The organism is Paenibacillus alvei DSM 29 (assembly GCF_000293805.1).
In the GTDB taxonomy this organism is placed as follows: domain Bacteria; phylum Bacillota; class Bacilli; order Paenibacillales; family Paenibacillaceae; genus Paenibacillus_B; species Paenibacillus_B alvei.
Genome location: NZ_AMBZ01000010.1, coordinates 15,744 through 42,027, shown reverse-complemented (window position 1 = coordinate 42,027; position 26,284 = coordinate 15,744). Strand labels below are relative to the sequence as shown.

The window sequence follows — 26,284 nt, the reverse complement described above, 5'->3', positions numbered from 1 at the left end:
GATAAAATAATTTACAGTTTTCTTGCTTTCATATAAGCCAAAAAGTTAAGGGTTCTATGAAAGCAAGTAGCCGCGCCCATTTGGTAATATCTATCATTTCAAGGAACTATTTTCCTGAATCTTAGGTCTTTACGACTTTCTGCCGACCTTTGGAAGTGCGAGCAGGCTTCCGAAAAACAGCTTCTCTGAACGTTTCCCAGGGCTGATACAGCATTGAGATAAGTAGTCGATGTAGATCTAATAAGCTCTTCGTTGTACCAAGCTCCATTTTCATCAAGAGCTGAAGGCTATATGCGATCAAACAAATGAGGATCTGATTCCATACCGCGTTCTCTTGCTCTCCATAGAAACGCGTCAGCTTCAGATGCTGTTTAACCCAACGGAAGAATGTTTCTATCTTCCAACGATTGCGATACAGCTCACTGATCTCTTCTGCTGTTAAATCAAAGCGATTGCTAATGATGCGGATCAGCTTACCCTTTAAATCGGTCGTTTCTACAAGTCGCAATGCCTCTTCCATCTGTTTCTTTCCTTTACCGATTCGAACCATTTGATCCCGATGGATCAAGGAGTTTTCGGCTACTGGAAATTCGGAGAGCGTCTCCACGACCGCGTTGTTCTTCAAACGAGTTACGAAAAAAATGCCTTCCCTGCAGTAATGATCATACTTCTTGTAATCGACATAGCCGCGATCGAACACATAGGTGGCTCCGGTTTCATCAATAAGAGCATCCATTTGAGTACGATCCGCAGGCTTCGCAGGTGTAAGCACTGCCTTTTCTGGATAAACCGTGTCCGGATCGCAAAAGGTTACTCGCAAATGAAGTTTGACACCGGATTTTGTTTTTCGGTACGTTGCCCATTTGTATTTACTTAAACATAGGCTCATCGTCGTGGAATCTAGCAATTTTACTGTGCCGATTCGCCCTGAAGCAGGACGGCTGTGCTCGCTGATTTTCAAGACCAGATCCGCAAATATGCTTTGCAAAACCTCACTGGAAAGCTTGTTGTTTTTCCTTGATAGCTGTGAGGTGCTTATGGACGTAATTCCAAGTTCTTTCTGGAACGCTTCGTTACACTGCAATTCAGTAACGATAGTTCGTAAACAGTCTCGCTGCTGCAGCTGTGCATCCATAAAGATCAAGAGATAGGCCAGTGAATGCAGCTTTTTAACGTACTTATCTTCGCCGGTTTTATCCGTCCAATCTGAAATGATTTGTGCATTTAGTGGTGCGACCCATTTACCAAATGATGAAAGTAGTGTATCCTTGTCCATGTACGATCTCCTATGATTAGGGATTTGGACAGGACTACCTGCTCCCCTAATTATGGAGATTTTTTCTTTGAATGGACGTCGATAATTTAACATTTTTAGTACAATTTAGAATTTGTAATTAGGTCTGAAATTTAATGCAACGCTATTGTGTTAACGTTAGTTAATGTACAAAGGGTATAGTAAATAGCAAGACCCCCTTTTGATGAATATATATCCCTTGAGACGGATCTGTGAGATACAGATCCCCTTTTTTTTGCCCTGAATTCGGTAGACATATAAAAAATGCACCCAGAACAGGGATAGGCCTTTGAATAATAAAAGCCTATTTTGCTCCGGAAGCATCCTTGTACACATCTATTATTCATAACCACAATCCCATCGTTTTCGACAAGATTGCTATTCAATCGGTACGACTTGCTTCTGCTTCTCTTTATAATACACCCAATAAGTAAAACCAATTTCCTTCAGGCGCGAGCGGACTTCTTCCCAGTCTTCGCCAACACGGGATGGCTTATGCGCATCCGAGCCAAAGGTAACTTCGACACCGTAATGAAGGGCCCGTTCCAAGATGGAATCCGCGGGATACCAGCCTCCGCTCAGCTTCGTTTTCCCAGATGTATTGATTTCGATGGCAACGCCGCATTCTGCAATGACCTTCAAGGTATCGTCAATAATGTCAGGGGTTTGAATATCCGAGAACGGCGGATAATTGCCCTTCATGGCATCGATATGGCCTAAAATTTGAAACATTCCTGTACGTGCCGAGTCACGAATCATCTCGTAATAGGTTCGCTTCTCAGCAATTTGCTGCTCGGCGTTAAGCTTTTTCCATCTATTTTTATTGAAAATGCTGACGCCATTTGTGCTGTGAACGGAGCCTATAATGTAATCGAACGGATAATGTGCAAGTGTCTTGCGATAGGTTTCCGCATGTTCAGGAAAATAATCAGACTCGATGCCCAGCAGTACGTCGATGCGTCCCTCATATTCCTTTTTGAGGCGCAGCACCTCGTCTACATAGTTGCGGAAATCGCTTTTAGCCATCGTAATATTCGGATGTGGATGATCTTCATTCTGTCCGAAGTATGGCGTGTGATCGGATATGCCTATGACTTGAAGGCCATGTGCGATCCCTGCCTCGATGTAATCACGGATGTTGCCATCTGCGTGACCGCAGCGAAAATGATGAGTGTGCAAATCGAATTTCATAGCTTCCCCTCCTATACAATGAGTGGCAATTTTCAACTCTGCGATGTGGTCGGTATGGTTATTCGGAACCGATAAATTGGGCTTCGGGCATACCCTTCAAGTCACTTAAAAATTGCTGCATCGCTGAATTTAAGTAACGGCCTGAGCGATACATAACCCCTACGGGATGCGCGGTTTCGAGCTCATGTATTTGAACGATCTTCAGTGTGCCGCGGCGCAGCTCATTGCTGACAGATAGCTTGGAAATGATGCCTGCCCCGAGATTCAACTCGGCCATCCGCTTGACTTCCTCACTGCTGGACAGCTCCATGACAATATGGGGAGTGATATTGTATTGGCGGAAGATTTCTTCAGCGAACCGGCGGCCTACTGTATCAGGCGACAGCAAAATGAGCGGAACTTCTCTTAGCATATCAACCGTTGCATGCTCATGCTTAGCCAGTGGGTGCTCTGGACAGACGACGAGTTCGAACGAATCATAGTAGAGCACGGACGTGTTCAGATTCGGGTTCTGTTCGTTCAAATATCCGATGCCAATATCAACGGTGCCATTTTCGATATGGGCCATGATCTGTGAGGAAGACATGGACATAATGGTCGTCTTAATGAGCGGGAATTGATCCTGGAAATAGGAAAGAACCCGCGGCAATATTTGAATGGCAATGGATGTTGTTGTACCAAGAACAATATGACCTTGTGGAATTTGGTTCAAATCACTCAGCTTCTGCTTGACTTCGTCGACGATATCTAAGATGCGCGTTGCATGTTCTAAAAATACCTTGCCGCTATCAGTCAGCGTGACAGGTTGATTTCGGTCAATGAGCACCGTTTTGAATTCATCCTCCAAGCTTTTGATCTGAGCGGATACTGCAGGCTGTGTCAGGTTAAGCAATTCACCAGCCTTGCGGAAACTCATTGTCTTGGAAATGGTGATTAGTGTTTCCAATTGACTTAAATTCATTACTGCTCCCCCTTTCTTGCCTATATAATCATAGGACTCAAGTATGTAATGAGATGGATGTTTCTAGCTGGATATGTAATAACTGATATAGGATATCAGGCGAAAGCTTCAAAACTATTTATCGCTTTTATGGGGCTAATAAAATGTTTTTCTCATTATACATTAGATTAGATGCGGAAGCTATGCTGTCAAACAATGTTTTCCAATACTGCGGCTTATACAAAACTTAATAATTGAACTAGTTGACCATCGTGAGGCCATACCGCACAATGAAATGAAGATATTCTCATAACGTTATGTTGTCGCTTAGGGGGAAAATGATGCGTTCGAAACAAGTACGCAGTTGGATGATGTATGATTGGGCGAACTCCGCATTTGCAACGACGATGTTGGCGGCAGTGCTTCCTATTTTTTATCAATCTGTAGCCGCTTCCGGTCTGCCGAATCACGAAGCGACGAGCTATTGGGCATTTACACAGACGATTGGCATGATTTTTGTTGCGCTGTTGTCTCCGATTTTGGGGGCGATGGCCGACTTGTCTCGCCGCAAGATGGCATTTTTGCGTGTTTTTGCGATTAGCGGCTCGGCTGCATGCATGCTCCTGTTTTTCGCGGGAAATGGAGATTGGCTGTATGTATCTGTGTTGTTTATTTTTGCGACGATCGGTTTTTCAGGAGGCAATACTTTTTATGATTCGCTTCTGCCGGGGATTGCATCGCCAGAAGAGCGGGACGAAGTATCTGCGAAGGGTTACATGTATGGATACATCGGAGGCGGCGTGCTGCTAGCTGTCAACATCGTTATGCTCGAAAAGTGGGAGATGCTGGGCTTCCCAAATAAATTAGTCGCAACGCAGGCCGTGTTTTTGTCTGTTGGCATATGGTGGCTTGCATTTTCCTTGCCGATATTCCGTAATTTGAAGGATCCTGCACGGATAGAGCGGCAATCGATTTCTTATTATACGAAGCAAGGGTTTAGCCGTCTTGCTCACACAATCAAGCGTGTGAAGCATTATCCGGAACTGCTGAAGTATATGGTTTCCTTTTGGTTTTTCAATGACGGCATTTCCACTATTATTGGAATGGCGGCTATTTATGGTGCTGGAATAGGCATTCAGACGAGTCATCTCATTATTTCACTGCTCATTACGCAGTTTGTAGGAATACCGTTTACGTATTTGTTTGCGAAGTTCGCTCGCAGATTAGGCTCCAAGCGTTCCTTGTATGTATCGCTCGGCACGTATATTTTAATTGTTTTCTTCGGCTACTTTATGACAACAGCGCTGCATTTTTACATATTGGCCTTTATGGTCGGGATGGTGCAAGGAGGAAGCCAAGCAGTGGCGCGCTCTGTCTACAGTCAGATGGTGCCAATCAGCCGCGCATCTGAATTTTTCGGCTTCCTCAGTCTGTCGAGCAAGGTGTCAGCTTCGATTGGGCCGGCTGTATTTGGCATGGTAGGGCTGCTGACAGGTTCAACGCGTGTCGCGATATTGTCTATTCTTGTCTTTTTCATTATTGGAATTGTATTGCTTGCCTTCGTTGATATTGAGAAGGGACGCAGAGAAGCGGCAATGGAAGAGGGCATGTGGAATACGGATTCTGCTGCAGGCACAGAAATGCCGATGTAGTTAGGTCTGTATGTGTAACATAGTGCGTAACAGACATAAGAACAATATTGACATATAAAAGCTGTCATTGAAGCAGCCCTGTTCCGACATTCGAGGGGTTGTTTTTTGTTCGTCTCGTTGCGAGGACTGATCAAGAACAATGACCTACTTCTTTGTTCTACTATCCCCTTTGGTCCGTGGAATGAAGGATCTTCTATTCTCGGATTGACGTTCATGCTGTTGACCCTGTCGGAAGCAACATAGAGGTCTTATCCCTATGCTCACTGCTACTGCATCATTAGCAGGGTGGCATGCTGGATAGGGCCTCATTTATTTGGTCTCAGGATTTTTATCCAGTCTGCACTGCTGAGCAGCACTTTTCCCTTGCCGCTATGCTCAAAGTAGAAAATGCGGGTGTGCTCCAGAAAGCGCCCGACAATGCTTCGTACTGTGATGTTGTCACTCAGATTCGGTATCCCTGGGCGCAGGCAGCAGACGCCGCGAACAATGAGTTCGATGCACACGTTAGCCTTGGAAGCTTTGTACAGCAGAGATATGAACTTTTCGTCTACTAGCGCGTTCCTTTTCAGGATGATATGCGCTTTTCTTCTTTCGGGCTGCTTTTTCGTTTCGAGTGAATGAAACTAGATGCATGGCAATGCTCCCATCCCAAACTTATGTCAGGTGTCGCAGGCTATTCATGTTTAGGAATGAGTGCAATCCTAGGTGTGAATACTGCTTCCAGTAGACCCAACAATGCTGTCTACTGCTAGAGTAATGGAAATGGCAGGCGCAGGTCATAGATTTACAAAAGATTAACATCGTGCAGCGCGCTTTCGGATGGAGTTTTCATACTGGGCATGGCAAAATGAAAAGAACATTGCAAACTTTTTTTTGCATAATCGCGCTCGGTATGCGCTGCAAACAACCATAATCGCAGATTTTCGTGAAAGCGGTATGGCAAGATGATGTCGGGTGCCAAACGTGCTGCGATAAGTAAGGAAGGAGAGAGTAACCATATAATGCGACCTAAGAAGGCACAGGAAACCAAGGTTCCCGGACAAAATCGCCATCAGGGCATCGTAGATATCGGTTCGAATTCGGTACGTCTCATGATTGCGGAAATTCATGAGGATATGACTTTCCAAATTGTAGATCAATGGAAGGAAGTCGTGCGCCTCGGAGATGTGTATGATGAAGACGGTGCAATCCCTGAATATAAAATTGATAAATTGATTTCTACGCTTCTATTATTTAAGCAGTTATGCAGCCGTTATGAACCATGCGAGATCATAGCGGTAGCAACTGCTGCACTGCGCAAGGCGACGAACCGTGCTTTGATTTTAAGCCGCATATTGGGTGCAACTCAGCTGTCTGTTCGTGTGATAAGTGGAGAGTCAGAGGCTTATTTAGACTACCTCGCTGTCGTGTCTACGATGAACATTCAGAACGGACTGCTCATAGATATTGGGGGCGGTTCCTTAGAAATGGTGCTTATTCAGCAGCGGGAATTGAAGGAGAGCATCAGTATACCGATAGGCGCACTGACGCTTGCAAGCCAATATGAGGTTAGGGGGGCACTCGAGGCGAAAGAGGAGCAGCGGCTGATTGCCGATATGGAGAAGCTTCTAAGCCAGATTGATTGGCTGCAGCAAGCAGAGGGCTATACGCTAATCGGTGTTGGCGGCACAATACGGACTATTGCCAAGATGGATAAGGCTCAGGTGAAGGTTCCGCTGGCTTCGCTTCACCATTATGTGCTTGAACGGGAACAGGTTAAGCAGTGGCATAAGAGTCTAAAGCCGCTGTTGCTTGAGGAGAGGGAGAAGATTCAGGGGCTGTCCAAGGATCGCGCGGATATATTTATGGGTGCCTTTACGTTCATTAAGCATGTGATGGAACGCTTGGATATGCCAGCATTGATGGTCAGCGCAAAAGGGATACGTGAAGGCGTATTATTCGATATGCTTCAGGGTAGTGGATTGACGATCGATGATCCCCTATCCTTATCTATCTCGAATATGATGCGAAGATTCCACTTGCAAGTCGAGCACGCGAGGCGAGTCCATGTGTTGTTCACACGGCTTGTGGAGGATATGGGGGCACTTATGGAGCTGGAGGGGGACTGGTCACAGATTATGTGCGCGAGTGCTATGCTCCATGATTGTGGGATCGTCATTTCTCCGCTTGAACGTGAGCGGCACGCTTTGTATATGCTGCTGCATTCGGACTTGTACGGACTGACTCCCCGTGAACTGGTGCTTAGCGCGTTCCTTGCCTCGGCTGATCAGAAGCTGAAGGCAGGAGAAGCGTGGAGTGACTATGAAGCACTCTTCCATCCAGGGGATAAAGAGGGAGTGCGCACGCTCAGCATATTGCTGCGGCTGGCAATCAGCTTCAACCGTGGAGCGGCGACGGACGTTGCATTAGATGCTTGCGATATTGAGGAGCAGGAGGTTGTATTCCATGTGCGTGCCTCGACTCCGCCACTGCTTGAAGTGTCGGAAGCGTATGCGGTTCGCACGGCATTTCGCAAGCGCTTCAAGCGGGATCTTGTCATCGTAGCTCATGTGACGCAGTCACGCTAACATAATCATAAGGCGCTATGGTGCAGGATGCTCCTGCCCATAGCGCCTTATTTGTTAATGCTCCCAGATTGGGTCTTCGATTATAATTGGACGATCCTGATCAAGCGGTAGTCCTGTTTCGTAAGAGCGGTTGCTGATTGCTTTCTGCAAAGCCGCATACGAGTTGGCAATCGCTCGTTGATCAGCGCCTGGCTCTTCCTTGACGCTCCAATAGACGGCAGCAGCCGATACTGCATGCTTCGCGTCTTCACTTGCCACTTCCCACATCTCCCATATGCTGGTGGTGCGGATCTCGCCTGTTCCTGTTGGATCCGGCCAAGGTCTCTTCGCTTCATTTAACACATCATAGGCTGGAGGATTCCGTTTATATACAAAGGGTTCAATCTGATTAAATGACAGCAGTTGCTTGATTCCGGCCGGATCGTGAAACAGCTTCTGGGCACCTACCATATCTCGGTTCGCATCATTCCAGAATCGGTTCTGAACACGAGCCGACAGCTCCGGGTAATATCGGCTCGTCAATGTTGTGAAGGCAGAAACGATTGCTTTCGGGAATTGCCCTCCAGTGTCAATCTCTTTCCATACCGGTGTATTCCATGTAGCGATCTTGCGCTTGGCATGCAAGATGTGAGTATCCATCAGCACCTCGAATCGTTGATGATCCCACTTGCGAAATCCTGAACGGACGAATACATAAGGATGCATATTCCGATCAAGGATATGGTGCAGCAGGAATCCAAGTGCATATACTCGCGAAAGCATATCTCCTTTCGGAACGGAATCTATCAAGTCGAGCAGGAAAGGCCCGCACTGCTTATTGTGCATGGCATTTCCCAACTCATTCATTACTTTATTGCGCTGCCAGGGCAGAAATTGATGATAGAATAAAAAATCCGGCCCTTGGCATCCCATGTTGAACATGCGCTTCTGATCGTCGCGGGAAATCCAATGGGAAATGCCCGTATTGGCTAGTATCTCCTGGCCGAATAATAAATGTGTCCATACGTTAGGCATAATTCTCCTCCTCGTTGCGGGGCATCTCGGTGTTTAAGCGGCTTTGGAAGCTATCGCAGTGGAGATGCTTATCTATCAGTTCACCCGAAATGAAGGGCAATGTCAATCCTATACGATGATAGAAAAAGATAGTGTCCGGTTTCTTTATGTGGAACATTTTTGTGCAACATGATGAACTTTCATGATCTGTCTAGCAAGATGAAGCGTTTGCATGTACACTGTAAGGAGCCACGGGGAACAAGCCTGCAATGTGGGGCTGCCAAGCAACCGTGACAGTAGAGATATATACATCATGTGGAGAACAGGTGGAGGATAATAACATGGAACAATTTCGTTTGCCCAAAATCGATGTACCTGCATTCGACTTGCCGAAAGCAGTCACCCGCGTTATGGAAGAAGCGGAGCAGAAGCTTGCGCATCGACCTAAGCTGTTGAAGCTGTTCAAGAACTGCTTCCCTAACACTCTTGAAACAACGACAAAATTATTAGATGACGGAACAACATTCGTCTTGACCGGGGATATTCCTGCAATGTGGCTGCGCGACTCCGTAGAGCAGGTGATTCATTACGTACCATTCGCGAAGGACGATAAGGACTTGCAGCGCATTATCGGCGGATTGATCAAGCGTCATATGTTTTATATTAATATTGATCCTTATGCAAACGCGTTCAACGAGACGGCAAATGACTGGCACTGGGATGCCAACGACCAGACTGAAATGTCCCCGTGGGTGTGGGAACGCAAGTATGAGCTGGATTCGATGTGCTTCTCGATTCGCCTTGCCTATATGTATTGGAAAGAAACAGGGCGCACTGACATTTTCGATACGAATTTCAAGTCTGCGATGCGTAAAATTGTGGACGTATGGAAAACGGAGCAGCGTCACTTTGAGCAATCTCCATACCGCTTCACACGTGTGAACTGTCCAGCCATTGATACGATTCGCAACGATGGCAAGGGAATGCCTGTGAATTATACAGGAATGACTTGGTCTGGATTCCGTCCAAGCGATGATGCATGCGATTTCCATTACAGCATTCCGTCGAATATGTTCGCAGTTGTTAGCCTGCGTCAAATGCAGGAAATTTCCAAGTACGGCTTCCGCGACGAGGAATTCGTGAGCGAAATGGCGAAGCTGGAAGAGGAGATCAACCACGGCATTCAGCTGTATGGGGTTCACAATCATCCTACATTCGGCAAAATATATGTTTATGAAACGGATGGCTTCGGAAATTCCTGCCTTCTAGATGATGCAGGAACGCCAAGTTTGTTATCGATCCCTTATATTGGATATGCGGCGGCAGACGATTCGATTTATCAAAATACACGCAAATTTATTTTGAGCAAAGAAAATCCGTATTACTTTGAAGGCAAGGTTGCGAAAGGTATTGGCAGTCCGCATACGCCAGACGGTTATGTATGGCATATGGCGTTGTCCATGCAAGGCTTGACGGCTGCAAATGATGAGGAAATGCTTGCGATGATTGATATGCTGGAAGCAACGGATGCAGATACTGGATTCATGCATGAAGGCTTCCTCGCAGACGATCCGAATGTGTTCACACGTCCTTGGTTCGCTTGGTCGAACAGCCTATTCGCACAGCTTGTATGGAAAGCGATGCAGCGCGGATTGCTGGATAAATAAACTAGATTCGTGTTCATCATAAAGAAGCCTTCCATCTCCTTATGTGGGATGGAAGGCTTTGTTGTGCCAGTATGATCGGTTTGGTTACAGCAAGCTGGATGAGGTGCCCCACTGGTTATCGTAAACGAGGTGACTTAATATTTTTCGCTTCTCCCAGTTGTAAGCTTCAAGCAGTGGCCGTTCTGGATAGTCCTCAGTATACCCAATGGAGATGAGTGCAGTAGGATCGATATGAAGCGGGATGTTGAGGATGCGCCGAATGTCTGGCTTCTTGTAGAAGCTGACCCAGCCCATTGCTAAGCCTTCGGCATAGGCAGCAAGCCACATATTTTGAATGGCGCAGCTTACGGACATAATGTCGGTCTCAGGAATAGAGTTGCGACCCAGCACATGATCGCCGCCACGCGAAGGATCGCATGTGATGCAGATTGTGACGGGAGCCTCCAGGATGCCTTGAATTTTAATTTCCATAAATTTAGTGTCGCGATCTGTACCTTCATAATGGATAGCCAAGGCACGGCGTTCCCGGTCTACAACCTCAGCCAGCTTGGCTTTGGTCTCGGCGTCTTTGATCACGATAAAGTTCCATGGTTGCATGAAGCCCACTGACGGCCCGTGATGAGCGGCCTCCAGCAATTTAACCAGCAGCTCATCGGACACGGGCTGTTGAAGGAAGGTGCGAATATCTCTGCGGTTATATATCGCTTTGTAAACGCCTTCTTTTTCCTGCTCTGATAGTCTATTCATCGTCATGAGTTAGGCTCCTTTTCTTGAATTTGCAAGGGATGTCATACTTTTGAATACGATCATCATATGTTTATTATAGCGTACAAGTTATTCATGCTGCGAATCGTGAAATGACAAGGACAGATAATCGCCTTAGTTCCTTTCTTTCTGGCTGGTAAAGGAAGAGGGTCTGCCATATGCAGATATGGCGAGACCCGTCAGTAAACATGATAGTTGATTAAGGACAGCGCATGATTGCGAGGAACAAGTATCACGTACGTTCTGTATGTTTTCTGTATGCCCGCGTGTGCGTGATCATGATGTTAAGAACGAGTTGCTGCTGTTTTCTTGTTGGTAGGAGCGGGAGATTCCGTCTTGGATCTCGGAAGTGACTGCACCGCTTCTGCCAATAAGGCGGCATAGGCCTTGGCTCCCTTAGGGACGAGGTGAGTAGCGTCCGGCTCAAAATAATCGTCTTGATCTTCACTAGCGCTGTACCAATCGACTAAAGTGACTTTTGGATTGGCAGCAGCCGTTTTTGCCAATAGTTCGTTAATCTTGCTTTCCCATTTCTCAGGCATGCGGGTATTGACGAAAATAATATGCTCTACACCAGAAAGCGACTCAATGAGTTTGTTGAGCTGCTTTTCACCGAATATACCATTCGTTCCGAGGGCAATGATGACGCAACGGCCCAGTTTTCCGGCCTTTTTTAGCTCCTGAAGCACATTGCCGGCTTCGGACATCTGTCTTCCAATTTGAGCATCAACCACGGCACCCGGCAGATGCTTGATTAGATAAGGAGCAACATCCAGCATGACAGAATCCCCAACTGCTGTCACCGACCACTTCTGCTTCGTATTGGGGGGATAAATTCCGTTGGATGGCGGATTAGAGCGTTTTGGTTGTCGGCCATCAGCTTGCTTGGCATCGGTTTGCTTATCCTTAGCATTTTGCTGCGATTCGGCAGGATTGGGCTTGCTGTGCCCCGAACCGTCAGGCTTTTTAATGTGATTGGAAGATCCAGCAGGCTGCTTCTGATCTTTCTGTTCAGGTTCTTTGATCATGTTGGAACCATGATGTTCTTTTTGTTGAGCCTGCGAGGCTGCTCCTAGTTCATCTTGCGTTATCATAAGTTGATTGTCTGGCTCTTGTCTTCCCACGGTCGATTGAGCGGCATCTACTGGATAGCGGCTGCTCATGCCGACATAAAACAAAGTGAGCAGCAGGACGCAGCAGGCCGATACAGACCAATGCTTCCATGACAACCGGTGCCAAGCATCTCGTTCTGTACGAGCCTTATGCCACAGATAGGAGAGGTATCCGCGCTGGATAGGCTGCTCGATATAGCGCCAAGATAAGGCGGCGAGCAGTACACTTGCTGTTATTTGCAAAACGGCACGCGACCAATCGAAGCCGCTTGTATTGACTTCTGGATTGGTAAGAATGATAACCGGATAATGCCACAAATAAATGCCATAGGATCGTTTGCCAATCCATACGAGAGGTTCCCAGCTCAGCAGCTTGCTGCAGCGGCTGGCTGGATGGGCAAGCACCGTAATCGTAAGTGCGCTCAGAACGGAGAGCAGCACGAATCCCCCCTGATATAGAAAATCATCATATTCACTTATTTTCCAAATCATATAAAGGATAGCTCCTAACCCGATAGCTCCAATGGCATCAAGGCCAAAGCTTGATCTGCCCGTTGACTGTGAAGCGAGACGTCTGCTAGGCAGCACGACGGCAAGGGCTGCTCCAATGAGTAGTGCAAATACCCGCGTATCTGTCCCATAATAGACTCGGCTTGGATCGGTACCTGGCTCGTATAACCACGCCATTGCGAAGGCAGATAGTGTGGCTGCCGCTGCAATGCCAATTAGCAGCTGACCTCGTCTCGGTGCAAGCTTAATACCAAGGAACAACAATAAAGGCCAAACTAAGTAAAATTGTCCCTCGACGGCGAGAGACCATAAGTGAAGGTATGGTGAGGGTGATCCGAAGCTGTCAAAATAAGAAACATTATGAAAAATAAGATACCAGTTATTGCCGTATATAAAGGTTGACCAAATATCCCCTCGAAGTCGTATCAAGCGCGACGGATCGAATATCGTGAGCCAAGCGACGCTGAGCATCAGCATGGCAATGAGAGCAGGGGCAAGTCTGCGCATTCTGTGTACCCAGAATGTGTACAAATCAATTGAGCCTCGCTGCTGTCTTGTGGCGAGCAGCAAATCCGTTACGAGATAACCGGATAATACAAAGAATATACCGACTCCCAAAAAGCCTCCTTGCGCCCATCCAAGATTCAGATGATAGGCAATGACAGCCAGAACAGCAATTGCTCGCAGGCCGTCCAGAGCGGGTATGTAGCGTCTATTGTTGCGACGGAGCTCATGCATCTTGGACGCCCCCTACGTAAGGTATAACCGCAACGAATAACCATACGATTGAATCGTTATTCGGATGAAGTCTCGTGCATAACCATTTCATTGTATTCATGGTGTCCTTTCTTGTGATGTTGAGAAATGATTGGTTGTATAAGCAATTGGCAAAGTAGTAAAGCTTCAAGGCAAGTCCTGATCATTCGAACGATGTTCGTAGTAGCGAAGAGGATAAAGAGGAGTGAGTTTAGGATATGCTCTTACTCGTTCCTTGAGTTCATTTCTCCTACCAAGTGTAAAAATTTCGGAATAACCTCTATTACTATATCGGAAAGCACATATGTACTCGTTACAGAAGTATTACATATTTTATTCATTTTTGTTATTTATCGGATTTTTAAATGATCCACTTCAAACTGATCCATTACTTGTTACGCTTACAAGAAACAAAGAGTTGTGATGAGAGGATGTGGAAATGTTTTCAAGGAGCAGTGGTGGTCATTGCAAATGCATACTCCTGTATCCTTTTGTCGAGGTTAATAGGCTATAAGATGCGCTGAGCATCATGAAATGCAAAGAGGCTGGATCGACGAAAATATGTCGAAATAAACCTCTAGGAGTAGTTCTTTATACTCAAAATATAAATCTGGATATGTTTTTCTTGTGAAAATGATAAATCAGATAGTGCTTGAATGAATCGTTTTCAGTATAATAGGCATAGAAAAGTGGATATATAGGACGATCGGATTGTGTCGAATATACTCCATTAATGTCGGAAAGGGGAAAAGATAGCTGAGATGAGAGCCGAATGGATTCATCCTTTTTTGCAATCGGCAAGCACAGTTATTGAACAAATTGTGCAAGTCCGTCCTAGTCGGGGAGAGCTTCAAATGTTGAATTGGAGCGGCACGCATGATTTACGCATCCAGGTCGGTCTGACGGGGCAGTTGTCCGGGCAGGTGGCATTTGGCTTGAATGAGGACGTGGCGTTAAAAATGGCATCAGCTATGATGGGAGGACTTCCTCTTGCATCCCTTGATGCTATAGGTGAAAGCGCCATTTCAGAGCTAGGCAACATGATTAGTGGCAACGCAACGACACTGATGTACAATCAGGGCATGCGCGTTGACATAACACCTCCCCAATTGCTCATATCTGCTGAGCATGCAGGCCCTATTCTAGAGGCCATGGCTGTGCCGCTATTATTGGACGGAATTGGGCGATTTGATGTACTTATGCATATCGGCTATAGTGAAAGAGTCGACGTTGTATCCTGATGCGGCGACGCAGTTCTGACCAACCGCGCTGCTATACATAGGGTGTGAACGGTGTGGATGGGAAGGTAAAGGAGTAGAGCGATGGAACTGAAAGGTAAGATTGTTCTGATCACAGGTGCATCAAGCGGAATTGGAGCTTGGACAGCCCAAGCAGCTGCTGCGAAGGGAGCTGTTCCGATCTTAACGGCACGCTCTAAAGAAAAGTTGGAAGTTGCGGCTGTCTCGGTGACGCCTTCACCTGCCATCTATACGATGGATGTAACGAATGAAGAGGACGTGTCACACGGTATTGCAGCTGTGTTGGAGAAGTATGGGCGCATTGATATTTTAGTGAACAATGCAGGTTTCGGATTTTTTGAGCGGACGGTGGATATGCCCATCTCGCAGTTTGCCGCGATGATGGATGTGAATTACATGGGGACGGTGCGCTGCACGAAGGCTGTGCTGCCTCATATGCTGGCGCGGGGCGAAGGACATATTATCAATGTAGCTTCAATGGCAGGCAAGATTGGTTCTCCGAAGTCCGCAGGCTATACGGCAACGAAGCACGCTGTGCTCGGCTTTACGAATGCTCTGCGCATGGAGCTGGCAGGAACAGGTGTCGCAGTATCAGCGGTCAACCCCGGCCCTGTGAATACGCCGTTCTTCGATCAGGCGGATCCAAGTGGGCAATATGTAAACAATATTCGCTGGTTCATGATGGAACCGGAGAAGGTTGCAAGTCATATTGTCCGCGTCATGGAGACACGTAAGCAGGAAGTGGATCTCCCGTGGCTTGGTGCGCTCGGAACGAGGCTGTACGGCATGTTCCCGCGGATATCGAATCGTGTTGCCTCGAAGCTGTTGAACAAGAAATAGGATAGGTAACCATTGGTGGCGCTGTATGATGGTTGAAATGGCGAAGTCCGCTTCTCCTGTTCGTATTGAGATCGGGAGATAGCGGACTTTTTTTGTGCTTGAGCGATACCTATTGAGCTGTGAAGATTATTGTTGATTGCCTCCATCGGCACGGTGCGCTTCATTCATTTGCTTAATTTCCTCAAATAGTGCGCGAACTCCTGCTTTGCCTTCCGGATTCGCATTGTTCCAATGGCGGGTCAAGTTGGGCATTGTTTTATGCATTTGATTATAGAGCGCCCACATCTTCACCTTTTCAACTGTGGCTGGGTCGGAGTGTCCAGTCAACAGCTCTGCATATTTTTCGACGAGCGCGTCGAATAAAGCGGTCATGTTGTCATTCATTTGCAGCAACCTCCTCACTTTATAGGTGTGTATGATTAGGCTATCATAATGAGCAGAAGTTGGAAAGTTGGAGCGGAGACTTCTTTTCGATATAATGGGTACAGCGAACAAAGGGAAGGTATGTTCATGTTCAGTGGATATGAACCGCTTTCCATAGAGAGGAACGATACATGTTGAGTGCTACCTTTGAATCATTTTCAATACGTGAAGAGCTGAAGCTGCGGCTGCAAGCCAGACATATTACGGAACCTTCGCCGGTTCAGTTAGCTGCTATTCCTGCTGCACTGGAAGGGCGCGACGTGCTTGCGCAATCGCAAACGGGCACGGGAAAGACGATTGCCTATTTGCTCCCTGTGCTAACACGCATACAGCATAATGAGCGGACAACGCAGGCTGTGATTGTAGCGCCTACACAAGAGCTTGCGATGCAGATTGTGCGTGAAGCGGAATATTACAGCGAGGGCAGCAGCATTCAGATTGCAGCGATAATCGGCGGCGCGGCACTGAAGCGGCAGGTAGAGAAGCTGAAGCTGCACCCGCAGCTCGTCATCGGCACACCGGGCCGAATCCGTGAGCTGATAGAGATGCGCAAGCTAAAGATGCACGAAGTGCGCACCATCGTTGTAGACGAGGTCGATCATGTGCTGCAGAAGGGCGGTGCAGGCGATACGGATTATATTATGCGCAGCGCGCTGCGTGATCGCCAGCTTTTATTCTTCTCCGCCACATTGCCTGAAGAAGTAAAGGCGCTTGCAGAGCGCTGGATGCAAGACCCGGTAAACATCGGTATTGAGCCGGAGAAGCGAATAGCTGATACGATTGAGCACCTTGTGTTCGTTTGCGAGGAGCGGGACAAGATTGATATGCTGAGACGCCTCGTTCGGCATTGGAATCCGAAGCAGGCGATCGTGTTCATCAATGACTCTGCTGAAATTGCAGAATGGGAACAGAAGTTAAGCTATGCCCATTTGTCAGTCGCCTCGTTGTATGGCGATGCCCCGAAGCAGGAGCGGGTTAATGTCCTTAAACGCTTCCGTGAAGGTCACTTCCAGTTGCTGTTGGCAACCGATGTAGCTGCGCGGGGATTGGATATACCTGATTTGCCATTCGTCTTCAGCGCTCAGCCTGCATTGAATGCCGAGCACTATGTGCATCGTGCAGGGCGTACGGGTCGAATGGGACGTCAAGGCGTATCTGTCAATCTGATCTCTCCTCGCGAGCAGTTCATTATGAAAAAGTTCGAGCGCGAGCTTGAGATTGTCATCCATGAGCGCAGTTACTATGATGGCCGCATTATCGATTCGAATGATGCAGACCGTCGTCCGAAGACGAAGCCAGCTTCCAAGCAGCCGTTCGGCAAGTCATCGGCGGGGGCTCGTTCTCAGTCACGGGACAAGCGTTCTGGCAAGGATAAAGATAAAGGCGCGCCGAAGTGGTTGAAAGAGAAGCAGAAGCGTCGTTAAGTTGAATAAATGCGAGCTGGTTATTAGGCCGCTGTAGATGATGCATCTACAGCGGTTTTTCTTTTTCACTCATCGGTTAGAGGCATGACTATTTATACGGAAAGCAATTTGATCTCCTCTCATGTACATTCTGCAAACAGAAAAATGAAATGGATTTTCGAATCCTATGAACCTAAGAGCTGAATTTTCCATCTACTTTAGTAGAGAACTATATTTGTGTACATAGATTTCAGTGTTTTACGCAAATGAGAAGCTGAAAGGGAGGAGAAATGGATGGTGAGTAGGAGATGGAAGACGAGCATACTGTTGCTGGGTATGATGTCTGTATTAACGGGGTGCTTTGGGGAAAAGCAGGTATTGGAGCCATTGGACGAGGGCAAGGGAAAGCTAAAAGTAACCTATTACAGTGAAAAATCGTTCTACAGAGATTACGGAAATTATTTTAATATCAAATTCCCGGATATTGAGGTTGAGGTCATCAGCACTGCTGAAACCGATATGGAAGAGCTGTTGGACAAGCAGAAGCCAGACGTCGTGCTGCTAAGTGAGCACATGTTCGAAACGTATGCGCAGCAAGGAAAGCTGTATGCGCTGGATGATATTATTGCACAGGAAAAATTCGATTTGGAAGGCTACATGCCGGGCTTGATAGATATGATCCGCACGAAAGGCAGAGGGAAACTGTACGGGCTGACTCCCTATTTTTATAACGAAGTGATCTATTACAATCGCGACTTATTCCAAGCGTACAACATAGAGCTGCCGCGCAATCAGATGAGCTGGCAGGAAATATTGGCTTTATCCAAGCGCTTTGATGGGATGAGAACGGGGGACAATGAAATCTATGGATTATATCAAAGTCCCTCCAGCTTATTGATTAATATCGCAAATACTTTATCCCTTCAAGTCTTTGATGCGAAGGGAGAGAAGCTGCGCATTCGATCGGATGGTTGGGAGCAGGCCATGCAGATGGCAACGGATGCGGTGAGAAATTACCCGCCCGGACAAGTAGAGGGGATGAACAACCTGTTTCTCATGGGAAAGGCGGCCATGATTATGGATGGCCCTTGGTTCGCGAAGGAACTGCAGCGTGCCCCTCTGCACAATAAAACATTGAGCACGATGAATTGGGACATGGTTACGGTACCAGTCGATTTAAAAAGACCCGACGAGTCTTCAAAGGTCAGATTGACAAAAATGTACGCGATAATGGCAGACTCCACCAACAAGCGGGCTGCGTGGGAATTTGTCCAATTCGTTAATGGGCTGAGCATGGAGAAGGTTGCTTCCCGCAATCCGATATCCACTCTGCCGACGCGGCATCAATTTTTCAAACAATTGGAAGGACGAAGCACGGAACCATTCTATATGTTGAAGCCAAGGCTCTCTACGGAGTCTTCGCCTCCTGAAGGAAGCTGGGGATTTTGGGTGGGATACGGCAATAAGCATGTACCGGAAGACTTTTACTCACCATTCAATGAGTTGTTGGACAAATCTTTGCAGGCGGTCATGCAGCACGAGATAACACCGGAGGAAGCCGTCAATGAGTTGGATGCGAAGGGGCAGCTACTGCTGAACAAGACGCATGCTGAGGAGATAAAGAAAAAAGAGGCTGAAAGCGCGAAAGAAAACGTGGATGCAAAGAAGTAGAAAACGGAAATTTTAAATAGGAGAAAGAAGAGAATTATTCATAGATTTCATAGTATACGGTGAATTTTAAAAATAAATGTACAATAGCGGAAACCAAATACTGGGCTGTGGCGTCATAATATATGAGTAAATGTACACACACAAATATACTCAATCTATGAAATGTACAAAAAGCGGAAGGGGAGAAAGAATTGGCGTCAAAGTGGAAAATAGGCGTGCTGTTGCTTGCGGTAGTTGCCTTAATGAGCGGCTGTCTTGGGGAGAAGCCGGTATTGGATCAATTGGAAGAGGGAAAAGGAAAAATTAAGGTTATTCATTATAGTGAGGAATCTTTCTATAGTGATTATGGCAATTATTTTAATATTAAATATCCGGATATCGAATTTGAAGTTATCAGCTATAAAGAGCTGGCGGCGAAGCAAGGAGAAGGCGAATCATTCGATTTTGATGCAGAATTAGAGAAATTTATAGAGAAAAATAAGCCTGATGTGATGATGTTAAATGGGAAGCAGTTTGAGAAATTTGCGCAAAATGGCAAGCTGTATGGCCTGGATCAAATTATTAGCCAAGAAAAATTTGATCTGGAAGGCTATATGCCGGGGCTTGTTGATTTGCTTCGGTCTAAAGGGAACGGCACTTTATATGGATTAGCGCCGGCCTTCTATACGGATGTGATGTACTATAACCGAGATTTATTCAAGGAGCATAATATCGAGCCGCCGCGCAATAAGATGAGCTGGCAGGAAGTCATTGATTTATCGAAGCGCTTCACTGGTATTGGCTCAGGAGACAATAAGATCTATGGATTTTATAAGTCCTATGGAGATGTTCAGTTTATCGTTAATAATATCGCCTCATCTGCTGGATTGAATTTGTTCGATACGAAGGGCGAAAAGCTGCTTATTAATTCGGATGGGTGGAAAAAGGCAATTAAAATGGCGACGGATGCCGTGCGGGACAAATCGATAGCCATTCCATCTCCCGAAGAGAGTCAAACTGGATGGGGTGAAGCATTCTATCAGGGCAAGGCGGCAATGGTAATAGAGGGGACTTGGTTTGCACAGCAAATCAAAAACCGCCCTCTTTATGACAAGAAGTTTAAGGAAATTAATTGGGATATCGTAACGGCGCCAATCGATCCTTCAAGTCCTGATGAATCGAGCGATGTGAACTTAACCGATATCTATGCGATCGCTGCGGATTCCCCAAATAAGCGGGCAGCTTGGGAATTCGTCAAGTTCGTGAACGGACCTGAAATAGCGAAGGCTGCGGGACGTACAGTGAGCGGCCGAATTCCTACACGAAAGGACTATTTCAAAGAAATCGAAGGCCGCAGTACCGAGCCATTCTTCTTACTGAAACCTAAATTGGGCACATCCTATTCTGGATTTTGGGGGAACTATAATGTTCCAGACACCTTCAATAAGAACTTCAATCCATTAGTAGAAGAGTCGCTAAAGGCGATCGTCGATAATAAGAAAACGGTAGAAGAAGCTGTGGCTGAGCTGGAAGCGAAGGGTCAACAATTGTTGGATAAAGCGCATCAAGAGCAAAAGGCCAAATCAAAGGATAAAAAATAAACAGGCATTGAACTGAAGATATATGAAGAATCCGTCATAAAACCTTTTATGGCGGATTTTTTTGTTAGTAGATGCATGCTGGAATAGAGACAGAGAGAAGAAATATACGATTTTTTAGTAGGATGATAATTATTTGGTTGTAATATGGAAAATTTGTCTATATACTTGTTGTTGATATTTGGAAAAACAGGAAGGGGAGTTGTGTGTGTGGACGAAATCGAAGCTCGTCATATTACTACTAACGATTACTTCTATGTTAAGCGGATGTCTCGGAGAGAAGCCGGTACTGGAACAGCTTGAGGAAGGGAAAGGGAAAATTAAGGTACTCTACTATAGCGAGGAATCCTTCTATCAACAGTATGGCAACTATTTTAATGTAAAGTTCCCAGATATCGAATTTGAGGTGGTAAGCTCAGAGGAGATGTACGCGAATCGCAAGGATGGCGAGCCGTTTGATTATGAAGCTGAAATGAAAAAATTCCTTGAAAAGCATAAGCCGGATGTCTTATTCTTGGATGATTCCTCATTCGAAACCTATGCAAAAGACGGAAAATTGTACAACTTAGAAGAGATCATTGCTCAGGAAAAGTTTGATTTGGAAGGCTATATGCCTGGTCTTGTTGATATGATTCGGGCCAAAGGGAACGGTACCTTGTATGGCCTTGCACCTTATTTCTATACAAATGTACTGTACTATAATCGAGCACTATTCAAGGAGCACAATATTGAGCCGCCGCGCAACAAGATGAGCTGGCAGGAGGTCATTGATCTGTCGAAGCGCTTTATTGGCATCGGATCAGGCGACAATCAAGTGTTCGGCTTGTATCAGGAATATGGTGATGTGGAGCGAATTATGGACAATATTGTCTCTACCTCCGGCTTGAAATTGGTAGACCAGAAGGGTGAGAAACTGCTCATTAACTCAGATGGATGGAAGAAGGCAATCACTCTTGCTACCGATGCGGTGCGGTCGAAGGCGGTATATATCCCGCCACGAGACAACGGCGGTGAGAACGGACGAATGATGAGTGTCGGGGATAATGCTTTTATGAAGGGCAAGGCAGCGATGATAGTTGAGAGCACCTGGTATGCGCGTCAATTAAAAGATCGTTATCGCTTTGACAAGGAAACGAAGCAAATCGATTGGGATATTGTTACTGCACCGGTAGATCCGGCAACGCCTGAAGAATCTGGCAATGTATTTTTATCTGAAATCTATGCGATAGCCGCTGATTCTCCGAACAAGCGTGCGGCTTGGGAATTCGTCAAGTTTGTCAACGGTACGGAGATGGCAAAGGCCGCTTCCAGAACGCTGAGTGGACAGCTTCCGACCCGCAATCAATTTTTTAAAGAAATCGACGGCAGAAGCACGGAGCCGTTCTATATGCTCAAGCCGAAATCTAACACAGAGCGCTACAACAATAATATTCCTATGGAATTTTATGAACCTTATAGCCAATTGTTGCGGAAAGCCTTGCAGGATATCATCGATAATAAGAAGTCCGTAAACGAAGCAGTTGCTGAATTGGAAGCGAAGGGACAGGCAGAGTTGGTGAAGGCACGCGAGGCTGAGAAGGCGCGTCTAGCCAAAGAAAAGAAGGAAGGGTCGTCTACTAAATCTGGAGGCTAACCAACTTATATATAGAGTATGACGAGATGGAAAATGTAGATTTAGCGAATGAAAGCATTCACTCATGTGTGAATGCTTTTTTGCTTATTTAATAGATTGCCGTGTCAACTAATTTTCAGTTCATGATATCCATTCGCTTCCTGTCGGGTTGTTCGCTATAATGAAATTAGTGAGGTGAAGAGGAATGAAACCCTTGATGAAGATTGATCGTCTAACAGGCGGCTACAGTACAGGAAGGCCCGTACTCCATGACATATCCTTGCAGGTGAATGCTGGTGAAATGGTAGGTCTCATTGGATTGAACGGTGCAGGAAAGAGTACGACGATGAAGCATATATTAGGTCTGCTTGAACCGCAAGCAGGAACCGTTGCTATAAATGGAAAAACACTTGCGGAGGATGCAGAAGCGTACCGGGCTGCGATCGCTTATGTGCCGGAATCACCGATCCTCTATGATGCGCTAACCGTGCGCGAGCATCTTGTATGGACGGCTACTGCTTATGGCGTCGAACAAGGAGTATTTGAGAAGCGGGTGCAGGAGCTTGCGGAATTGTTCCACATGACCGCACATCTGGATAAGGCTGCACAGCATTTATCGAAGGGGATGCGGCAGAAGACGATGCTCATGTGCGCATTCGCAGTTCGCCCGCCCTTATATATTATCGATGAGCCTTTTCTTGGACTGGATCCACTCGGTATTCGCTCCCTGCTGCAATATATGAAGCAGGTTCAGGCCGAGGGAGCTTCCTTATTGGTAAGTTCACATATTTTATCGACGATCGAGCATTATTGTGATTCATTCGTACTTCTGCATCAAGGCAGGGTTCTCGGAGCAGGATCGGTTCAAGAGATGCAAGATCAATATGCGGCCAAGTCCGGTACACGGGCCGAGGAGCGGCTTGAGGAGCTATTCTATGCGTGGGTGAGTGATGAACGTATAACAGGCCCTGTGGATGGTGTGCCTCGATGACACAGACTCGAACCAAAGAGGCGACTACCGTTACTCCTTTGACGGAGGCGCTGCTGCATCCGGAAGCATTATGGACAAGTCGCAAGCGAGAATTTTGGGGCAAGGTTATGCCCTATATGCGTTATGTCATCCAGAGCGGTCTGGGGGCGCTCGTGCTATTTGTCCTCGTGGCAGGGACGGCATTATATGCGTCCTTCATCGAACAGATTCCGCCCTCTTTTCCGATCAAGGAGGTTGCTCTGTTATTGGTAGCGCCTACGGTGGCGTATACAACATATCGTACATTGCTGCGGCCTGCTGATCTTGCATTCCTGCTTCGCATTGAGCACCAAATGTCAGGCTATATGAAGAGAAGTGTGCGCTATAGCCTATGGCCGCGAACAGTACTTCTTGTCGCAGTATGGTGTGTGCTATGGCCATTGTACAGCCGTGCAGAGGATCATCCAAAGAGCTTCATCCTGAGCTTAGCGCTGCTGCTGCTGATTAAGGCTGTAGCTGCATTCGGCGCTTGGAAAGAGCGACATTACAGTGACAAGCGTCTTCGAATTGCTGCCAGGTATATCCGTTACCTATGGTCTTGGGGAGCCACTGCTTGCTGGCTGTGGCTCAGTGTGCCTTCTTCGCTCCTGTTCATTGGAATCAGCGGTTTGGCCTATATGGGCTGGTTGGTAACAGGGAGAACTTTGCGCTTTCCTTGGGAGGCACACTTTGAGGCGGAGAAAGCGCATGAAGGACGAGTCTATTTATTTTTGAGCGGTTTCGTAGATCTTCCGGCAACAGATGAACGTCGATATGCGCGGCCATGGCTCAATTTTATAGGAAATCGCTTTGCGCTGAACAAGCAATTTGCTTATCGATATTTACTCATGAAGACATTATCACGAAGTGAACTGCTTGGCATCATTATGAGGCTGGTCGTTATTGGCGCTGTGCTCTTGTTTTGGACAAATGCAACGGAGTGGAGCATGCTGCTTTATGCGGCAGTTGTGTTCGTGATTGGCACACAGATGGGAGCTGTTTTTGCCTTTCATCGTCATGATGTATGGAACGAAGTATATCCGCTTCCCAATCATGCTCGCCATGAAGCGGCGTTATACGCTAGTACGGTTGTCCATGCGCTGGCAGCTATCGTGCTGCTGCTGCCAATTGCAGTCGGGCCATTAACGGTCGCATTCAAGCTGGCCATGATCGGAGCAGGCTTGCTTATCGTGGCGTTAACCAGATGGAAACGATCGAAACCACGCAAGGATGACGAGGATTAAGTATAATAGGAAGCATATAGATTACAAAATAAAGGGTTCCTAGAACGGCATCTTAGATAACGATCGACCCCTATTTAGTGAAGAAAGGGGAAAGCTTCTTCATACAGATGCATCCGGATTTGAATATTGAGGAGGAAGCGGCGACAAGTCGCCGTCGCTTCTTGACTTGCATGAACCTCTTTTTTGTAACGTGTATCATATTTACACTCATATTTTAAGACTTGCACTCTTACAATTTATCCAAGGTCATGATCTGCGCTCGCAGATGATGGAGATCGGCAAGGTTCGCATCGAAGTAGCTCCAGTCCGTGGGACAATATACGACGCTACAGGAGCGAAGCTTGCTTTTTTATCTACTCTCTCTATTTCAAAATGGAAATAACGTTGCTTCTTTGTCCTTTTTACTGTATATGTCCGAAAAAAGGCAGGTATATGAAGATTATTTTGTGCTTTCATACTTGAACTAACCAGCAGGGGAAAGAATACGATACATTGTGACGTCATAGTTATGGTAATGGAATGGATGAATCCGCTATCAGCTTCAAATATGCAGCCAATTGAATTCAGCAGGGGATTCCCGTCATGTAGATGAAGGGAGAGGTGAATGTCCGATGGAACAAGGACGCCGTCAGCTATTGCTCGGGACAATTATATGCAAAAAGTGTGATCGGATCATTGCCGAGCAAGATACGGAAAAAGTCATCGTGTACTATGTGGAGTGCAATAAACGGGATTGCAAAGAGCAAGCAGTGGCGGAGAGAGAGGTACAGTACATTGAAGCTTAGTTCGAATCAGGCGGAGCAATGGCATGGTACGAATGCTCAGTTCCATGACAATTCCAGCAGTGCGACAAGCATTCAGGTTATTGAACTGCAACAGCAGCACATTCCCCATGTTGGCACGCTATGGAGGGAAACGGAGCACACGGGCATTTCGAATACGACCAAATCCAGCAGCATACACATTGCCTGCTGCAACATTCCTGAAGATGTGCAAGCTGCTTCAGAAGCAGGGTACAATAAATTGCTGCTGGCGCCATGTCATTACTTGCTATTGAAGTCTGGACGTGTGCGGCTGATACGGGAGATCCTGCTTGCAGGAACAACCATCGAACGGGAGGCAGCGCTTCAGAAACTTCTCCCGCTTATGACAGCAGAATATGAACATATGCTGGACAGCCTTCATCGAAATGCAGCCATACATGGATATGTGCGCTTACTTGATGCACCGATCGTGCTGCTGCTGCCAAGTATCGCTGATCTGGATCTAAGGATGGAAGTGATTCAACGCTTGGCGGCTGACTCAGACCGATCGATGGAGCGGCATCGCCTGCATCAGCAGTGGCTGAAGCTCAAGCAATGGAAGCAGTGGCTCCATTCCGGGAGCGAGGTCAATTGCATGTTATCCAATACAGTTGTGGAGTGGATCGACATGCAGGCAGAAGCACTGTTCCGAGCCGAACAACGCTTAGCAGCCCAAGGCTATGATATCCAGCTTACGGTGCTGTTGCCCTATGAAGCGGGATGCTGGAAGCAGCATGTGAGTTATGTTCGCCTAGCTGCTGAGCAAATTCTTGGTGTTCACGCCACACGAAATTATCCGATCGTAGGGATACGAATGGAGCAAACGGTCAATGTTCCAGGGAATACGTCGCAATCTGATGGGCAGCCTGTCTTGCCGGAGATCGATATGGACTGGGAAGATGTTGACTTCGTCTGGTTAAGCCGGGGAGTAGGGCGAACCATATAATCTGGACGATGTTGTTACATCATAAATGAATCAAGAAGAGAGCGATATAT

At 46.6% G+C, this 26,284-nt stretch carries 20 protein-coding genes and 1 pseudogene; 13 read left to right on the top strand and 8 right to left on the bottom strand.

The window, feature by feature from the left end; genetic code table 11:
* Nucleotides 1-121: 121 nt before the first annotated feature.
* The 3 genes from PAV_RS25855 to PAV_RS25845 all read right to left on the bottom strand — a co-directional run bounded on the left by PAV_RS25855 (nucleotide 122) and on the right by PAV_RS25845 (nucleotide 3,446).
* Nucleotides 122-1,276, bottom strand: a complete 1,155-nt coding sequence (locus tag PAV_RS25855) for an IS4 family transposase (RefSeq protein ID WP_005543483.1) — start codon at nucleotides 1,274-1,276, stop codon at nucleotides 122-124.
* Between the two features lie 396 nt (nucleotides 1,277-1,672).
* Nucleotides 1,673-2,485 carry a histidinol-phosphatase gene (locus PAV_RS25850; RefSeq protein WP_005551010.1) on the bottom strand — a complete coding sequence of 271 codons (813 nt, stop codon included), beginning with the start codon at nucleotides 2,483-2,485 and terminating at the stop codon, nucleotides 1,673-1,675.
* A 58-nt stretch (nucleotides 2,486-2,543) separates the two neighbouring features.
* Nucleotides 2,544-3,446 carry a LysR family transcriptional regulator gene (locus PAV_RS25845; RefSeq protein WP_005551008.1) on the bottom strand — a complete coding sequence of 301 codons (903 nt, stop codon included), beginning with the start codon at nucleotides 3,444-3,446 and terminating at the stop codon, nucleotides 2,544-2,546.
* A 320-nt stretch (nucleotides 3,447-3,766) separates the two neighbouring features.
* On the opposite strand from PAV_RS25845, the gene PAV_RS25840 reads away from it, so the two are divergent.
* Complete coding sequence (locus PAV_RS25840) at nucleotides 3,767-5,077, top strand: MFS transporter (RefSeq protein ID WP_005551006.1); 1,311 nt, start codon at nucleotides 3,767-3,769, stop codon at nucleotides 5,075-5,077.
* Nucleotides 5,078-5,406: 329 nt separating this feature from the next.
* On the opposite strand, the pseudogene PAV_RS33870 reads toward PAV_RS25840, so the two are convergent.
* Nucleotides 5,407-5,658, bottom strand: a pseudogene (locus tag PAV_RS33870) (phospholipase D-like domain-containing protein); the annotation flags it as partial.
* Nucleotides 5,659-6,078: 420 nt separating this feature from the next.
* Between PAV_RS33870 and PAV_RS25830 the strand changes: the two are divergent.
* Nucleotides 6,079-7,644 (top strand): Ppx/GppA phosphatase family protein, encoded by a 1,566-nt coding sequence (locus PAV_RS25830; protein WP_005551004.1) that lies wholly within the window; start codon nucleotides 6,079-6,081, stop codon nucleotides 7,642-7,644.
* 54 nt (nucleotides 7,645-7,698) lie between these two features.
* Here the strand turns inward: PAV_RS25830 and PAV_RS25825 are convergent, their stop codons facing one another.
* Nucleotides 7,699-8,658: a zinc dependent phospholipase C family protein gene (locus tag PAV_RS25825; protein WP_005551003.1), complete on the bottom strand. Its 960-nt coding sequence runs from the start codon at nucleotides 8,656-8,658 to the stop codon at nucleotides 7,699-7,701.
* A 320-nt stretch (nucleotides 8,659-8,978) separates the two neighbouring features.
* On the opposite strand from PAV_RS25825, the gene PAV_RS25820 reads away from it, so the two are divergent.
* Complete coding sequence (locus PAV_RS25820) at nucleotides 8,979-10,304, top strand: glycoside hydrolase family 125 protein (protein WP_005551002.1); 1,326 nt, start codon at nucleotides 8,979-8,981, stop codon at nucleotides 10,302-10,304.
* 84 nt (nucleotides 10,305-10,388) lie between these two features.
* On the opposite strand, the gene bluB is transcribed toward PAV_RS25820, so the two are convergent.
* Entirely contained in the window at nucleotides 10,389-11,051 is a 663-nt protein-coding gene (gene bluB, locus PAV_RS25815) for a 5,6-dimethylbenzimidazole synthase (RefSeq protein WP_040736967.1), read from the bottom strand.
* A gap of 302 nt (nucleotides 11,052-11,353) precedes the next feature.
* Nucleotides 11,354-13,429 carry an acyltransferase family protein gene (locus PAV_RS25810; RefSeq protein WP_005550999.1) on the bottom strand — a complete coding sequence of 692 codons (2,076 nt, stop codon included), beginning with the start codon at nucleotides 13,427-13,429 and terminating at the stop codon, nucleotides 11,354-11,356.
* 779 nt (nucleotides 13,430-14,208) lie between these two features.
* On the opposite strand from PAV_RS25810, the gene PAV_RS25805 reads away from it, so the two are divergent.
* Both PAV_RS25805 and PAV_RS25800 read left to right on the top strand, forming a co-directional pair.
* Nucleotides 14,209-14,688 (top strand): chemotaxis protein CheX, encoded by a 480-nt coding sequence (locus PAV_RS25805; protein ID WP_040736915.1) that lies wholly within the window; start codon nucleotides 14,209-14,211, stop codon nucleotides 14,686-14,688.
* 81 nt (nucleotides 14,689-14,769) lie between these two features.
* Nucleotides 14,770-15,546, top strand: a complete 777-nt coding sequence (locus tag PAV_RS25800; protein ID WP_005550997.1) for an SDR family NAD(P)-dependent oxidoreductase — start codon at nucleotides 14,770-14,772, stop codon at nucleotides 15,544-15,546.
* 126 nt (nucleotides 15,547-15,672) lie between these two features.
* Here the strand turns inward: PAV_RS25800 and PAV_RS25795 are convergent, their stop codons facing one another.
* Nucleotides 15,673-15,930 carry a DUF2573 family protein gene (locus PAV_RS25795; protein ID WP_005550996.1) on the bottom strand — a complete coding sequence of 86 codons (258 nt, stop codon included), beginning with the start codon at nucleotides 15,928-15,930 and terminating at the stop codon, nucleotides 15,673-15,675.
* A 170-nt stretch (nucleotides 15,931-16,100) separates the two neighbouring features.
* On the opposite strand from PAV_RS25795, the gene PAV_RS25790 reads away from it, so the two are divergent.
* The 8 genes from PAV_RS25790 to PAV_RS32770 all read left to right on the top strand — a co-directional run bounded on the left by PAV_RS25790 (nucleotide 16,101) and on the right by PAV_RS32770 (nucleotide 26,234).
* Nucleotides 16,101-17,393 (top strand): DEAD/DEAH box helicase, encoded by a 1,293-nt coding sequence (locus PAV_RS25790; RefSeq protein ID WP_005550995.1) that lies wholly within the window; start codon nucleotides 16,101-16,103, stop codon nucleotides 17,391-17,393.
* Nucleotides 17,394-17,666: 273 nt separating this feature from the next.
* The gene (locus PAV_RS25785) at nucleotides 17,667-19,043 is read left to right on the top strand and encodes an ABC transporter substrate-binding protein (RefSeq protein WP_005550992.1); all 1,377 of its coding nucleotides are present in this window, start codon (nucleotides 17,667-17,669) and stop codon (nucleotides 19,041-19,043) included.
* Between the two features lie 191 nt (nucleotides 19,044-19,234).
* Nucleotides 19,235-20,623, top strand: coding sequence for an ABC transporter substrate-binding protein (locus PAV_RS25780; RefSeq protein WP_005550990.1), 1,389 nt, complete (start codon nucleotides 19,235-19,237; stop codon nucleotides 20,621-20,623).
* 205 nt (nucleotides 20,624-20,828) lie between these two features.
* Entirely contained in the window at nucleotides 20,829-22,253 is a 1,425-nt protein-coding gene (locus PAV_RS25775; protein WP_005550989.1) for an ABC transporter substrate-binding protein, read from the top strand.
* A 184-nt stretch (nucleotides 22,254-22,437) separates the two neighbouring features.
* Nucleotides 22,438-23,223, top strand: coding sequence for an ABC transporter ATP-binding protein (locus PAV_RS25770; RefSeq protein WP_005550987.1), 786 nt, complete (start codon nucleotides 22,438-22,440; stop codon nucleotides 23,221-23,223).
* Nucleotides 23,220-24,485 (top strand): ABC transporter permease, encoded by a 1,266-nt coding sequence (locus PAV_RS25765; protein WP_005550985.1) that lies wholly within the window; start codon nucleotides 23,220-23,222, stop codon nucleotides 24,483-24,485. Before PAV_RS25770 ends, PAV_RS25765 begins: the two co-directional genes overlap by 4 nt.
* A gap of 611 nt (nucleotides 24,486-25,096) precedes the next feature.
* On the top strand, nucleotides 25,097-25,270 hold the full coding sequence (locus tag PAV_RS33865; protein ID WP_005550983.1) for a GapA-binding peptide SR1P: 174 nt from the start codon (nucleotides 25,097-25,099) through the stop codon (nucleotides 25,268-25,270).
* The gene (locus PAV_RS32770; protein ID WP_005550981.1) at nucleotides 25,260-26,234 is read left to right on the top strand and encodes a hypothetical protein; all 975 of its coding nucleotides are present in this window, start codon (nucleotides 25,260-25,262) and stop codon (nucleotides 26,232-26,234) included. The genes PAV_RS33865 and PAV_RS32770 overlap by 11 nt, the downstream gene beginning before the upstream one ends.
* Nucleotides 26,235-26,284 lie beyond the last annotated feature (50 nt).